The organism is Pedobacter sp. UBA5917, assembly GCF_002432345.1.
GTDB lineage: Bacteria > Bacteroidota > Bacteroidia > Sphingobacteriales > Sphingobacteriaceae > Pedobacter.
On sequence record NZ_DJDT01000357.1, the window covers coordinates 1 to 14,360 of the forward strand.

A 14,360-nucleotide genomic window follows, 5' to 3' on the forward strand; every position below is an offset into this window, starting at 1 on the left:
GGCCGCTCTTCTGCCCCGCCATATTTCATATTGTAATCGGCTCCGTTTGGGTAAGCACCCACTACTGTAAAATCATCGCTTGAGTTTAATTTTTTGTGTGCCACACCTGCCGGAATGATGATGACATCGCCTTTATCTAATTCGATACAAACACCATGATCGCCGCCAAACTGTACATCGGCCTTGCCACAGAAAACACCCATCACCTCATGCGTATTGCTATGGTAATGGTGATAATCGAAAATACCGTCTACCCATGAGTTGGTATAACCATTCTGCGCAAAAACCTTTCTGATCACCTCATCCGTATCATCGGGATGCAACCTGAAAGTCCCTTTATAAATCATCAACGGTAAAACAGGATTATTCGGGAAATTGCCGTTCTCTTCTATTTTATGTGCAACTAAATAAGCTTCTTGTATTAATTTTTCTTTGTCCATGATTAGGGTATTTTAATAATTAACAAAGTAATAGGGAAAGGGTTTAGAGAATTGGTTAGTTTCCCGCAGATTTAAGAAGATAAGCGCAGAATTATTTATTTTTTAATGGGCAAGCCTCGTTATTTTGATTTTTATAAGATTATAGTACTTTTAATTAATCATCCTCAATTAGAATAAGTATTTAATTTTTATACTATGGATGAGAATGACATTTCCTATAAAATAAGAGGAGCAATATTTACAGTTTATAATGCACTAGGCCCTGGTTTATTAGAATCTGCCTACGAAACAGTACTTTCTTACGTTTTAACAGAAAAAGGCTAGAGGTTAAACAACAAGTACGGCTACCAATCATTTTTGAAGGTATAACCTTAAATGCAGGCTATCGCATAGATCTTCTAATAAATGACCTGGTTATTATCGAGATCAAGTCTGTAGAAACCGTTGCTCCTGTACACCACAAACAAGTGCTCACTTACTTAAAGCTCTCAGGCCTAAAACTTGGGTTACTGGTTAATTTTAATTCTTCAAATATATCTGAATCAATTTGGAGAAAGGTAAATGGGCTATATTAAATTTTCCCGCAGATCTAAGAAGATTAACGCAGAGTAGTATTTTTCCATCTGCGATATTCGCGGAATCTGCGGGAAAAGCAATGACAAGTTATTCTATTTCTGGCGCTCCGCCCAGGCATCCATTTTCGTTTCAAAAACAGATAATGGAAACGATCCATCTTTTAAAACCGCGGTATGGAAAGCAGCGAGTTTAAATTTCGGCCCCAGTTCTTTTTCATATTTAGCCCTTAATTCCCGTATTTTCATTGCTCCGGTTTTGTAGCCCAGCGCCTGTGCAGGCATGCCCATATAACGCTCAATTTCTGCAGTGGCACCTTCGGTACTAATGGCTTCGTTATCTGTCATATATTTAATGGCATTTTCACGGCTCATATTTTTGGTATGGATGGCCACATCAACTACTAACCGGATGGCGCGGTGCATTTCATCTCCCAATGCGCCCATGTGCTGGTATGGATCCTGATATAGCCCAAGTTCTTTGCCTAACGATTCGCAATACAATGCCCAGCCTTCTACATAAGCATTATGACCACCAAAACGGCGGAAATTAGGCAAAGATTTATTCTCCTGGGTTAAAGAAATCTGGTAGTGGTGACCAGGGATGGCCTCATGAAGAAAAAGCGATTCCATACCCGAAGTTGTATTAAATTTTGTAGCATCTAAAATCGGTACATAAAATATTCCCGGGCGGGAGCCATCTGCCGAACCCTGATTATACTCCGCACTGGCCGATGCTGCCCTAAAAGCTTCCGTTTGGCGAATTTCGAAAGGAGTTTTAGGCTCTACCTCGAACATTTTTTTCAGGTTCGGTTTCATGCGCTGGTGGATATCCTCAAAAGCATCCAAAATTTCTTTCGGCGTTTTATAGGGCATAAATTTTTTATCTGTTTTCATGTATTCAAAGAAAGCCTTTAAATCACCTTTAAAGCCAACCAGGTTTCTAATACTGTCCATCTGGCCTTTAATCCGCGCCACCTCTTTTAAACCTGTTTGATAAATTTCTTCAGGTGTTTTATTGGTGGTTGTCTGTTGTTTTACCAGATAAGTGTACCAGACCAGGCCACCAGGCATAGATGAATAACCGGAAGTTGTACGGCTTTTTGGCAGATACTCGTTCTGCAGGTAATCGCCAAGTTTTTTATAAGTTGGGACAATAACATTGGTGATCGAATGAAGGTAAGCTGCTGTTAAGCGCTGTTTATCTGCAGCAGAAAAACTGTCCGGCATTAATTTTACCGGGCCATAAAATAAACTTTCTTCAGGTTTTGCCACCACCATGCCCTGCATCTGCGGAATCATTTTTACCACCAATGCTTTGGGCAGTACAATGCCAACTGCTGCACCTTTTTTAAAATTTCCGATAGCGGTATCGGCCCACACCGAAAAGGCATCAGCACGTTTTAACCAATCCTCGTAGTTTTTTACCGTTTTAAAGGGTTGTGCCCCTGTTCCCGAACCCAATTGACCAATGGTTAGGGGCAAAGCAACCATTTGGTTAAATGGCAAGTATTCTGAATGATACTTTAATCCTTCCAAATTGATTTCCAATTGATCTTTCAGGTAATCGAAAGATAATTTATCGTTTACACCCAGGCTTTCACGATCGTATTTGCCCAGGCTATCAAGATAGCGTTGATTAAGGCTTTTAAACTCCTTTATGTAAGCCTGAGATCCATCGTTGGCCAAAAGATCGTTATAACGCTCGTCGCCGATATAGGTGGCACTTAGGGGATTTAATTTTAATCCATCCTGATAATACTGTTCGCACAGCGCAGCAAATGCTTTATTTTCTGTACCATCATTAGAACTGTTTTTTTGCTTACAGGCGAGCAATGCGGTAATGCACGCAGCAAAAAGGAGTGTTTTTTTCATTTGGTTTATAAGTTAGTCACTAATCAAAAATAGCAAATTATTGACCATTTACTAAAAACCTTAAACGCAAAAAAGCCACCCCGAAAGGATGGCTTTAATATACATTTCAGCATTAACTGAAAACTGTGAATTGCTAACTGATTAAGCTAATAACCTGATCGGCTCTTCTAATAAACCTTTTAACGTTTGTAAGAACTGTGCTCCGGTTGCACCATCAACCACACGGTGATCGCAACCTAAAGTCAATTTCATTACGTTACCAGGAACAACAGCTCCGTTTTTAACAACAGGAATCTGTTGGATAGCACCTACCGATAAAATTGCACCGTCAGGAGAGTTGATAATTGATGTAAACTCATCAATACCGAACATACCTAAGTTAGAAACGGTAAAGGTAGAACCTTCCCAATCTGCTGGCTGTAATTTTTTAGCTTTTGCTTTTCCACCGAAATCTTTTACTTCGGCAGAGATGTGCGATAATGATTTACCATCGGCAAAACGTACAACAGGCACCAACAAACCGTCTTCAACAGCCATGGCTACACCAATGTTGGTATGCTCGTTAAATCTGATTTTATCGCCACCCCATGATGAATTAACAGCAGGGTGTTTTTTCAATGCTACAGCAACCGCTTTAATTACGATATCGTTGAAAGAAACCTTAACCGGAGCAACAGCGTTGATTGCAGTACGTGCAGCCATTGCATTGTCCATATCAATACTGATGGTTAAGTAGAAGTGTGGAGCAGTAAATAAACTTTCGGCTAAACGTTTTGCGATTACTTTACGCATTTGCGAAACAGGAGCTTCGGTAAATTTAACTTCGCCAACATAAGTAGGGATAACCGGTGCTGGTGCAGCAGCTTTCTCTGCAGCCGGAGCTGAAGCAGATTCTGTTTTAGCCGGTGCCGCAGCTGGCTTAAAGTTTTCGATATCTTTTTTAATGATACGGCCACCTTCTGCACTACCTGCAACCTGTGCTAAATCGATCCCTTTATCTTTAGCAATTTTCTTAGCCAAAGGAGATGCTTTAACACGACTATCTGATGAACTTTCTGCTACTGGTGCAGTAGTACCAGCATCAGCAGTTGTAGCTTGTTTTTCTTCTTTTGGTGCTTCTGCACTTTCAGCTTTAGCAGCTGGAGCAGAACCTCCTGCCAAAATTCCGCTAACGTCAGTTCCTTCCGGGCCAACAATTGCGATAATTCCGTTTACTTTAGCAGCCTGGCCTTTTTCTACACCGATGTGTAATAAAGTTCCGGTTGCATAACCCATTACTTCCATAGTTGCCTTATCGGTTTCTACATCAGCAAGAACATCATCATCCTTAACTTTATCGCCAACTTTTTTATGCCATTCGGCAATTACGCCTTCTGTCATCGTATCGCTTAATAAAGGCATGCGGATAACCGTAACACCTTTAGCAGCCAATTCTTCTTCGCTTAAACCACCGCCTTGAGCAGGGGCAGCTTCTTCTTTTTTATCTTCAGCTTTAGGCGCTTCAGCACTTTCGGCTTTTGGAGCCTCTGCACCTTTTTCAGCTTCTAACGCTGCTTTATAATCTTCGCCTTCTTTACCGATAACGGCCATGATGGCATCAACCGGAACAGCTGATCCTTCTTCTACACCTACGTATAAAAGGGTACCATCCCAATAAGATTCCATATCCATTGTTGCCTTGTCAGTTTCTACTTCTGCCAAAACATCGCCGCTTTTCACTTTATCGCCCACTTTTTTGTGCCACTTCGCCAAAACCCCTTCGGTCATGGTGTCGCTCATTTTGGGCATTTTAATTACATCAGCCATTATATCTAATTAATTGAAATCTTATTAATATTAGTCCATTACGTAAGGGTAGTTCTCAGTCATGTATACATCTTTGTATAACTCAGATGCATCTGGCCAAGGAGATTCTTCAGCAAATTTTACTGCCTGATCTACAATTGCCTTAACTTTAGCTTCTACCTCTTCGATCCAAGCCTCATCTGCATACTTTTCTTTAAGAATAGTTTCTCTTGCATGCTCAACCGGATCTTTTGCTTTGTAATCTTCTAACTCTTCTTTGGTACGGTATTTAGCCGGATCGGACATAGAGTGACCGCGGTAACGGTAAGTTCTCATTTCCAAGAAAGTTGGTCCTTCACCTTTACGTGCACGTTGGATAGCCTCATCCATTGCGTTATGAACCGCAACCGGATCCATACCATCAACAGGTGCGCAAGGCATATCAAAACCTAAACCAATTTTATAAATATCGGTCATGTTGGTGGTACGTTGTACCGAAGTACCCATTGCGTAACCATTGTTTTCGCAAACAAAAACAACAGGCAGTTTCCAAAGCATGGCCATGTTAAAAGTTTCGTTTAATGCACCCTGGCGCACAGCACCATCGCCCATGTAACAAATATTAACATTATCGGTACCTTTATATTTTTCGGCAAAAGCAACGCCAGCACCCAGAGGGATCTGACCGCCTACAATTGCATGTCCTCCGTAGAAGTTATGTTCTTTACTGAACATGTGCATTGAACCACCTTTACCTTTAGAGCAACCTGTAGCTTTACCGTACATTTCTGCCATAATACTATCGGCACTAACTCCTAAAGCTAAGGCATGGGCATGATCACGGTAAGTGGTAATCATTGAATCGCCTTTTTGCATTGCAGATATTGCTCCTGCAACTACAGCTTCTTGTCCAATGTATAAATGACAAAAGCCACGTATTTTTTGTTGTCCGTATAACTGGCCGGTTTTCTCTTCGAATTTGCGCATCAGCAACATCGACTCAAACCACTTTAACCAGGTATCTTTATTTATTTCTACTGCACTCATTTTAGGGTATTTGTTTTTTGCGACAGCAAATCTAATTTTTTTATTGTAATTTTTGGCACTTTTAAGTGTAAAAACATCATGGTTTAGGGGTTAAAATCAGATTTAACAGTTGTTTTACAATTAAATACAAATCCCAGTCCCATTTTGTAATTCAATAGCGATTTCCCGTAATCAAATCAACACCCTTTATCATAATATGTAATCAATTTATTCTGAAATTTAATTTTGCGTAAGTGCTTATTTACATAATTTAAAAAAGAACGTAATGTTATAGCAAAACAAAATATGTAAAATAAAAACCGGGATAAAAAAAGATGGTTTTGACCTGATATTTTTTGAAGAAATAGTGGATAAAAAATAAAAATGTTAATAACTTTCACTTTTTAACAGATTACATTTGGATAACATTTGTATAATCAATACTTTTGACAACCAACAATAAGCCCATGTGGTGTACGTTAATGTGTAAGTGAATACCCAAACATAACTGTATAACATGATTAAAAAAATTTTGTTTTCATCCCTAATCGCTATCTGCACGCTCTCAACCGCATTTGCGCAAACAAAAACAAAAGAATCTGGTAAAGAATTAAATGACCCTGATAATCTTGCATCGCAATATTTCTCGCAGGTAATGGGTGTAGCAGTAGATGCGACCTCAAATTTAAAACTCTACAAATTTATATACGAATGGATCGGAACACCATATAGTTATGGTGGAAACAGCAAAAGAGGCATCGATTGCTCGGCTTTTACTAAAGCGATTTACGACAAAGTTTTCAACACAACCATCAGAAGAAACTCGCGCGATATTTTTAGCATGGTTGATCCATTATCTAAAGAAGACCTGAAAGAGGGAGATCTGGTTTTCTTCAAAATTAAAAGCAGAAGTATTTCACACGTTGGTATCTACCTTGGCGACAACAGGTTCGCACACGCATCCAGCTCGCGTGGTGTAGTAATCAGCAATCTGAACGAACCTTATTATAGCCGTTACTTTTATAAGGGTGGGCGTGTGTTAGAATCGTTCAAAAAAGAATTTGAAGTAGAATAGTTCAGTTGGCAGTTAGCAGTTCACAATTTTCAGTTAACAGTTAATCACTCAAAATATACAATCCTCCTAAAGAAATTTCGGAGGATTTTTTGTTTATTACCTTCCCCATGAGATTCGTCATCCTGTCCCGATTTTACATCGGGATCAGGATCTTTCTCTCAATAAAACTAACTAAATCAAGACAGCCCCGAAATATCCAATAAAACACCTAATGAAGCTCATCAACACCATCTTAATCCTTCCCATTGCCGTTATCACTTTGATCAGTTGTACCAGCAATAATGCTCAGGTTACGGCACCCGTTGCCAAAAAGGACACGCTGATCAGAAAAATAAAGGATACGATATCAATTACCGCGGTTGGCGACATTATGCTCGGCTCAGCTTTTCCTTCAAAAACGAACCTTCCCCCTGATGATGCCATCAATAGTTTCCAGGCCGTTGATAGTTTGTTAAAAGGCGATATTGTTTTTGGCAACCTCGAAGGCTGTTTCCTCAACTCAGGTAACTCAAATAAATGTAACGGCATTAACCCAAACAACTGTTATGCTTTCAGAATGCCTGAACGTTATGCCCGGATTTATAAAAAAGCTGGTTTTAATGTGCTAAGCATTGCTAACAATCACGTTGGTGATTTTGATGCCAAAGGAAGAAAAAATACAGCAAGGATTTTGGATTCGTTACAGATCCATTACGCCGGACAGATAAACAAGCCCTATGAAGTTTTTGAAAAAGACAGCATAAAATATGCTTTCTGTGCTTTTGCACCAAATGAAAATACGGTATCAATCAATAAAATCGACAGTGCAAAAGCCCTGGTTGCCCGCTTAAAAACAATGGCAGATATTGTAATTGTTTCTTTCCATGGTGGGGGCGAAGGTGCCAGATTTGAACATGTGCCACGTAAAAACGAAATCTTTTATAAAGAAAACAGGGGCAATGTTTATGCCTTTGCACATGCCGTAATCGATGCCGGTGCGGATGTGGTGTTGGGCCACGGACCGCATGTGGCAAGAGCCGTTGAAGTTTATAAGAATAAGTTTATCGCCTACAGTTTGGGCAATTTCTGCACCTATGGTATGTTCAGCTTAAAAGGTAATAACGGAATTGCTCCATTGCTAAAGCTTAAAATAAATGCCAAAGGCGACTTCCTCTATGCTGACGTGATATCCATTAAACAGGATAAAATTAACCGCTTAACCCTGGATGATAATAACGGTGCTTTTAAACGCATCAAAGAACTAACCGATATTGATTTCATAGGTCACCAACTTAAATTTGCCGATAATAAAATCAGTTTAAAAGATTAATTTTCTACGACATCAATCTCAATTTAATTCAGAATATTTGCTTTATGAAAACGGGATTAATACTTCACTATATTATCGGTATCGCGGCAGTGCTTTTGGTTTTGGCCGCAGCATATTATATCCAGCAAAACCCAAAGAATTTATTATCAGCAGGGATCATTATTCTGGCAGGCTGCTTAGTTGCTTTTAGCCAGTACCAGATTATCAAAAACAAAAAGAAGCAAAAATGACCCTTGTTATCTTAGACGCTACAAAGACTGGAAATTTTAAGGATGGCATTTATCTAGGCTTAGCCATTGGCGCAGCGGTTGTACTTTTTCTGCTATCGAGAAAGTTCAGGAGAAAAGGATAAATCAACTCTCATCTTTCGTATTCTTTACCAGACCTATACCCGACACAAAGAATATCAGGCCGATGATGCCGTAAACCAGCAATCCCCTTGTATTCTGACTGTGGTTTACAAAACCATACCCGGCATAAATTAAGCCGATGATCCCCAAAATGGTTAATACGGTTCCAAAAGTACGTTTTACGTTCATGGTTTTATCTTTAATAGGATAAAGACAATATATCCATGCTTTTGTTTTTAAAGCGACAAAAAAGAAGATGTATCATAAACTTAATTTCTTTAGAATTGTCACGTTGAGCTTGTCGAAACGCCTTAAACAATGTTATGGCAAGTCCTTCGACAAGCTCAGGATGACAATTTATCTTATGGTACGGCCTCTTTTAATTAAGTTTTTAAATCTACCAAACGCCTAACCTGTTCGCCGGCGCGATATACATTTTGGCCGTTGCAGGGATATTGAAAGCTTTATAAAAGGCTTCCATATTGTATACAGGGCCATTTACGCGGAACATTTCAGGGCTATGCGGATCTGTTTTTAACCTTACACGCATGCTTTCGTCGCGGTCTTTAATGCGCCAAACCTGTGCAAAACTCAAAAAGAAACGCTGATCTGGTGTAAAACCATCAATCTTTTTATCACTTTTTCCCTGATCGGTTAATTTAAAGGCATCGTAAGCAATGTTTAATCCCCCAATATCAGCGAGGTTTTCGCCTAATGTTAACGATCCGTTTACGTGCTGATTATCAAGCAGGCTAAAGTTGTTATAAAATGCTTCTACCTTGCCCGCTTTGGCTTTAAATTTATCTGCATCAGCTTTGGTCCACCACTCTTTTAAATTACCTGCAGCATCGTACTGGCGTCCCTGATCATCAAATCCATGGGTCATTTCGTGCCCGATTACCGCACCTATTGCACCATAATTAATGGCATCATCTGCTGCAAAATCAAAAAACGGAAACTGTAAAATTCCTGCCGGAAACACAATCTCATTGAACGATGGATTATAATAAGCATTAACAGTTGGTGGGGTCATTCCCCATTCTGTTTTGTCGACATTTTTACCCAGCTTATCCATCATTTCTTTATAAGCGTGTCTATCTGCCGACTGTAAATTTGCGTAATAAGTGTTTTTAGAGATTTCTACATCATCATATTTTTTCCACTTATCAGGATAACCGATTTTTTTGATAAACGCATTTAATTTTTCAAGCGCCTTCTTTTTGGTTTCAGGGGTCATCCAATCTACTTTTTGGATCCTTTCGGCATATACTTTCTGCAGGTTGTTCACCAATTTAAGCATGCGCTCTTTAGCCTCGGGCTTAAAATACTTTTCAGCATACAGTTGGCCCAAAAGTTCGCCCAAATTATTGTCGGTGGCATTAACAATTGTTTTCCATCTTTCTTTTGGTGCCTGTTGACCATACAGTGTTTTGGCGAAGAAATCGAATTTAGCCTTTCTGAAGAGTTTGGTAAAAGCATTGGCCGAACTATTTAAGGCATCAAATTTCAATTTTTCTTTCCAGATTTCGATCGGCTGGCTTTTTATCAGTGCCGATAAGGCCTGATAGTATTTTGGCTGCCTCACAATAACGGTATCTGTATTTGCGCCAAGTTTTTCCAGAACAGATTTCCATTCGATATTAGGAGTTTGTTTCTGAAAATCGGCCACCGTCATTTTATTATAGTTTTTCTGTGGATCGCGCAGCTGAACAGGGGTTGAGTGCGACTGGGCAATGGTGGTTTCGAGCTTTAAAATATTATCTGCGTATTTAGCTGCATTTACCGAATCGCCTGCCAGTTTAAAAATAGTAGTGATGTATTTAACATACTCCGTTCTGATTTTTTTTGCCTTCTCATCCTGATCTAAATAATAACTACGATCCGGCAGGTTAATGCCCGATTGCGAAAAAGATAAGGCATTTTTGCTGCTCAGTTTATCGTCAGGCTCTACACTAAAACCTAAAAGATCTCCTTCACCGTTCTTAAAGCCATCGGCTACAAAATTGATTAGATCTTTCTCATTTTTAATGGCATCAATTTTACCTAAAAGAGGCTCAATAGGCTTAATACCCAGCTTTTCTATTGTTAAAGTATCCATACCACTGGCATAGAAATCGCCCACTTTTTGCTCTGCACTTCCTTTGGTCCCATCTGCTTTCGAAGCATTTTCGAGGATGGTGTTCAGGTTTTTAAGGTTATCGTTGTACAACGTATAAAAAGAGCCCCAACCTGTTTCAGTTTTAGGGATTTCAGTGTTTTTGAACCACTTACCATTGGCATAAAGAAAAAAGTTATCTCCAGGGTTTACAGTGGTATCCATACCGGCTTTATCAAAAAACTCGGTCCGTACATTTTCTGTTCCCTGATCGGCGTGATTCTTATTCTGGCATGCGGCAAATAGCAAAAGCCCCGCAGCCGGAAGAATTAATTTAGTTTTCATTGCATATAAGTTAGTTAGAAAACTTAAAGCTACAAAATGCCTGATGTAGTTTCTATGATTTTTTATAACTTCATAAAAAAATCTAATTATGCAATACACCGTTTACATTTTAGTAGCCATAGGAGTAATTATACTGCTTAGCTCATTCGTTACCGTAAAACAGGGCACCATTGCGGTAGTTACCGTTTTTGGTAAGTACCAAAGGCTCTTAAGACCAGGCTTAAACTTTAAAATCCCTTTAATAGAGCAGATTTATTCGCGAATATCGATCCAGAACCGATCAGTGGAGCTGTCTTTCCAAGCGGTAACACAGGATCAGGCCAATGTTTATTTCAAGGCCATGCTTCTTTATTCGGTAATTAACCAGGATGAAGAAACCATCAAAAATGTTGCATTTAAATTCGTTGATGCCACCAACCTGATGCAGGCTTTGATCAGGACCATTGAAGGTTCTATCCGTGCTTATGTGGCCACCCAAAAGCAGGCAAATGTACTGGCACAGCGCAACGAAATTGTGCTCCATGTTAAGGAACAGATTGATCAGGTTTTAGATGGCTGGGGTTACCACTTACAGGATCTTCAATTAAACGACATCACTTTTGATGAAGAAATTATGCGCTCAATGAGCCGAGTTGTGGCATCGAACAACTTAAAGGCCGCAGCAGAGAACGAGGGGCAAGCTTTATTGATTACCAAAACCAAAGCTGCAGAAGCTGATGGTAACGCGATTAAAATTGCGGCAACAGCCGAGCGTGAAGCCGCTCAGCTCCGCGGTCAGGGTATTGCCTTATTCCGTGCGGAAGTGGCACATGGTATGACCAAAGCCGCTCAGGAAATGGAGCAGGCCAACTTGGATATTTCAGTAATATTATTCACCATGTGGACAGAGTCAATCAAACATTTTGCCGAAAATGGCGATGGTAACGTAATCTTTTTGGATGGAAGCACCGAAGGCATGAACAAAACCATGAAAGAAATGATGGCGATGCAGATAAACAAACAAAATGAGCCTACGTCTAAGAAATAACGATTAATTAGACCTCTTAATTTTTAGACCTCGCAGGTTTGATAGGCGATCTGCCTATCAAACCTGCGAGGTCTTTTTATAAAGACTTCCGAAGTCTGAAAGGCAAAGTGCTAGGAAAGACTTCGGAAGTTTAAAACCAAAAAGGCCTCTCCAGTTTTAACTGAAGAGGCCTTTACTATTTCTATCATCATGCTGAATTTATTTCAGCATCTTTCATGCTAGACAGACCCTGAAATAAATTCAGGGTGACGACAATATATTAGAACATAGCTCTTAATTAATTATTCTTAGGCATCAAACCCAAGTTCATTACATAACTGCCTGATTGCTGCATAAAATCGCCCATAACCCTTAACGATTCGTCTTCGATAAAATCGAACGCATCCTGTTTGGTTACTTTATCGCCTTTTTTAATCGCAGGTAATCCTCTCAAAGCCCTCAATTCATTTTGTCTGGCCAGGGTTTTAGCTTCCTGTGCATCGCGTTCTGCCTTAAGTTTAGCTTCGTTCAGGGTTACCGAAACTTCTGCATCACGTTTTTTAAGATCAGCAATATCTTGTTTAAGGTATTTAAAATCCAAAGAGTTTGCAATACGTTGTTCGCTATTTTTAATCAACTGTGCTTTAACCGGAGTTAAATTGGCAACTGCTTTAAAGTTAGAGGTAGGAATTACATCCCAAGGTAGGGCAGAAGGCTCTGTATCTTCACCAATTTTATCCATCGGGTAAACAGAAGGGAAAACAACATCAGGTGTAACACCTTTATGTTGCGTACTGCTTCCTGCTACACGGTAAAATTTAGCCATGGTGAGGTTAATCTGACCTAAGTTGATATCAGCAGGATTAGCGCTACTTGGCGAAGTACCCACTGTTTTATCTTTGGCAATTAAACCCGCTATTCTCTGTAACATATTTGGATTTACCAATTTATTTAAATCGATAGAAGATTGAACGGTACCTTTACCATAGGTTTGGCTACCCATAATAATACCGCGACCATAATCCTGAATGGCTCCGGCAAAAATTTCAGATGCAGATGCGCTTAAACGGTCAACCATTACACCAAACGGACCGTCCCATGCTACACCACTATTTTCGTCTTCATCTACTTCTATTTTACCACGTAAATCTTTTACCTGTACCACAGGTCCTTTATCGATAAATAAACCGGTTAACGAAATGGCCTCTACTAATGAGCCACCGCCATTTCCGCGTAAATCCAATACAATCGCATTTACCTTATCGTAGGTTTTTAATGAGTCGATCAGTTTTCTTACGTCGCGTGTGGTACTTTTATAATTTTTATCACCGGCATTTGCGGCTTTAAAATCGGCATAGAAAGCTGGTAAGGTAATAATACCAATTTTAACATCTTTACCATTGCTGTTGATGGTTTTTACTTTTTTCTTGGCAGAGGTTTCTTCCAATACAATTTTATCACGAACCAATTCTATAATAACCGGTTTAGATGACATTTCTTTTCCTACCGGAATTACTTTTAAACGTACTTTGGTTCCTTTAGGACCTTTGATTTTTGACACGGTATTATCTAATCTCCATCCCACTACATCAACAAATTCGCCGTCGCCCTGTGCCACAGCAATGATCCTATCACCAGCACTTAATTGTTTGCCTTTGAAAGCTGGTCCGCCGGCAATGATCTCCGAAATTTTAACCACTTCATTTTCCAGTTGTAAACGTGCGCCTATACCTTCGAAAGAGCGCGACATATCTTCGTTAAATGCAGCAGCGTTGCTTGGGTTGAAATAATTGGTATGCGGATCGATAGATTCGGTAAATGCATCCATTAAAATCTGGAAAACGTCCTGATTATTGGTTTTAGAGGTTTGCGATTGTAAATTCTGATAACGTTTGGTTAAAGTTTCTACATTTTTTGCTTCAGCAGTTCCCGCCAAATTTAGGTTGATCAGTTCGTATTTAACACGTTTTTTCCAGGTATCATTTAATGCTGTAGAAGAAACCGCCCAAGGCAATTTTTCCCTGTCGTACACATAAGTATCGTTTTGGTTAAAATCGAATTTGGTCTTAATCTGTGCCAAAGAATAGGTGAAATACTCGTTCAATCTTTTAGCATAAACGTTATAGATATAAAACGGACCGCTTAAATCGCCGTTTTTAAAATCATCATCTAAAGTGTACCTGTATTTTTCAAATTCTTTAATATCAGATGCAAGGAAATAATTTTTACCCTGATCCAATGATTTTATATACTTATCCAGAATAAGTGATGAAATAGAATCGTTGATCTGGATTTTTTTGTAATTATAGCTTTCAATCAGGTTTACAACTTCTTTGATCACAAGCTGTTGCTGCTGATCCGGTTTCACATTGGTAATTCCCTCAACAATCGGTTGAGTTTTAGGCGCGGCATGGCAGGCAAGTACAGCTCCGGTAAAAATTACAAAAAATATTCTCTTTAACATCTCTTTAAATGATTTAAA

Annotated in this window: 11 protein-coding genes and 1 pseudogene; 5 read left to right on the top strand and 7 right to left on the bottom strand. The window is 39.4% G+C overall.

The annotated features are described in order from the left end of the window. Positions 1-440, bottom strand: a 440-nt coding sequence (locus B2V92_RS24910; RefSeq protein ID WP_293313202.1) for a cupin domain-containing protein, incomplete at its 3' end; no start/stop codon positions are given. A gap of 195 nt (positions 441-635) precedes the next feature. Here B2V92_RS24910 and B2V92_RS26575 point away from each other — a divergent pair. Beyond that, positions 636-1,015, top strand: a pseudogene (locus tag B2V92_RS26575) (GxxExxY protein). Positions 1,016-1,108: 93 nt separating this feature from the next. Here B2V92_RS26575 and B2V92_RS24915 read toward each other — a convergent pair. The 3 genes from B2V92_RS24915 to pdhA all read right to left on the bottom strand — a co-directional run bounded on the left by B2V92_RS24915 (position 1,109) and on the right by pdhA (position 5,719). Beyond that, a complete protein-coding gene (locus B2V92_RS24915) occupies positions 1,109-2,887 on the bottom strand; it encodes a DUF885 domain-containing protein (RefSeq protein ID WP_293313204.1) in 1,779 nt (592 codons plus the stop codon). Between the two features lie 141 nt (positions 2,888-3,028). Further along, on the bottom strand, positions 3,029-4,693 hold the full coding sequence (locus B2V92_RS24920) for a pyruvate dehydrogenase complex dihydrolipoamide acetyltransferase (RefSeq protein ID WP_293313205.1): 1,665 nt from the start codon (positions 4,691-4,693) through the stop codon (positions 3,029-3,031). 30 nt (positions 4,694-4,723) lie between these two features. Beyond that, the gene (pdhA, locus tag B2V92_RS24925) at positions 4,724-5,719 is read right to left on the bottom strand and encodes a pyruvate dehydrogenase (acetyl-transferring) E1 component subunit alpha (RefSeq protein ID WP_293313207.1); all 996 of its coding nucleotides are present in this window, start codon (positions 5,717-5,719) and stop codon (positions 4,724-4,726) included. A gap of 496 nt (positions 5,720-6,215) precedes the next feature. Between pdhA and B2V92_RS24930 the strand changes: the two genes are divergently transcribed. The 3 genes from B2V92_RS24930 to B2V92_RS24940 all read left to right on the top strand — a co-directional run bounded on the left by B2V92_RS24930 (position 6,216) and on the right by B2V92_RS24940 (position 8,312). After that, entirely contained in the window at positions 6,216-6,773 is a 558-nt protein-coding gene (locus B2V92_RS24930; RefSeq protein ID WP_293313209.1) for a C40 family peptidase, read from the top strand. Between the two features lie 211 nt (positions 6,774-6,984). After that, complete coding sequence (locus B2V92_RS24935) at positions 6,985-8,082, top strand: CapA family protein (protein WP_293313211.1); 1,098 nt, start codon at positions 6,985-6,987, stop codon at positions 8,080-8,082. A gap of 44 nt (positions 8,083-8,126) precedes the next feature. Then, entirely contained in the window at positions 8,127-8,312 is a 186-nt protein-coding gene (locus B2V92_RS24940; protein WP_293313213.1) for a hypothetical protein, read from the top strand. Between the two features lie 123 nt (positions 8,313-8,435). On the opposite strand, the gene B2V92_RS24945 is transcribed toward B2V92_RS24940, so the two are convergent. Further along, on the bottom strand, positions 8,436-8,621 hold the full coding sequence (locus B2V92_RS24945) for a hypothetical protein (RefSeq protein WP_293313215.1): 186 nt from the start codon (positions 8,619-8,621) through the stop codon (positions 8,436-8,438). A gap of 208 nt (positions 8,622-8,829) precedes the next feature. Then, positions 8,830-10,872, bottom strand: coding sequence for a M13 family metallopeptidase (locus B2V92_RS24950; protein WP_293313217.1), 2,043 nt, complete (start codon positions 10,870-10,872; stop codon positions 8,830-8,832). A gap of 88 nt (positions 10,873-10,960) precedes the next feature. Here B2V92_RS24950 and B2V92_RS24955 point away from each other — a divergent pair, with 88 nt between their 5' ends. Next, positions 10,961-11,899: an SPFH domain-containing protein gene (locus tag B2V92_RS24955; RefSeq protein WP_293313219.1), complete on the top strand. Its 939-nt coding sequence runs from the start codon at positions 10,961-10,963 to the stop codon at positions 11,897-11,899. Between the two features lie 277 nt (positions 11,900-12,176). Here the strand turns inward: B2V92_RS24955 and B2V92_RS24960 are convergent, their stop codons facing one another. Continuing rightward, on the bottom strand, positions 12,177-14,342 hold the full coding sequence (locus B2V92_RS24960; RefSeq protein ID WP_293313221.1) for a carboxy terminal-processing peptidase: 2,166 nt from the start codon (positions 14,340-14,342) through the stop codon (positions 12,177-12,179). Between the last annotated feature and the right edge of the window lie 18 nt (positions 14,343-14,360).

Coding starts and splice junctions, on each gene's coding strand:
- B2V92_RS24915 (WP_293313204.1), bottom strand. CDS start 2,887: ATGAAAAAAACACTCCTTTTTGCTGCGTGCATTACCGCATTGCTCGCC.
- B2V92_RS24920 (WP_293313205.1), bottom strand. CDS start 4,693: ATGGCTGATGTAATTAAAATGCCCAAAATGAGCGACACCATGACCGAA.
- pdhA (WP_293313207.1), bottom strand. CDS start 5,719: ATGAGTGCAGTAGAAATAAATAAAGATACCTGGTTAAAGTGGTTTGAG.
- B2V92_RS24930 (WP_293313209.1), top strand. CDS start 6,216: ATGATTAAAAAAATTTTGTTTTCATCCCTAATCGCTATCTGCACGCTC.
- B2V92_RS24935 (WP_293313211.1), top strand. CDS start 6,985: ATGAAGCTCATCAACACCATCTTAATCCTTCCCATTGCCGTTATCACT.
- B2V92_RS24940 (WP_293313213.1), top strand. CDS start 8,127: ATGAAAACGGGATTAATACTTCACTATATTATCGGTATCGCGGCAGTG.
- B2V92_RS24945 (WP_293313215.1), bottom strand. CDS start 8,621: ATGAACGTAAAACGTACTTTTGGAACCGTATTAACCATTTTGGGGATC.
- B2V92_RS24950 (WP_293313217.1), bottom strand. CDS start 10,872: ATGAAAACTAAATTAATTCTTCCGGCTGCGGGGCTTTTGCTATTTGCC.
- B2V92_RS24955 (WP_293313219.1), top strand. CDS start 10,961: ATGCAATACACCGTTTACATTTTAGTAGCCATAGGAGTAATTATACTG.
- B2V92_RS24960 (WP_293313221.1), bottom strand. CDS start 14,342: ATGTTAAAGAGAATATTTTTTGTAATTTTTACCGGAGCTGTACTTGCC.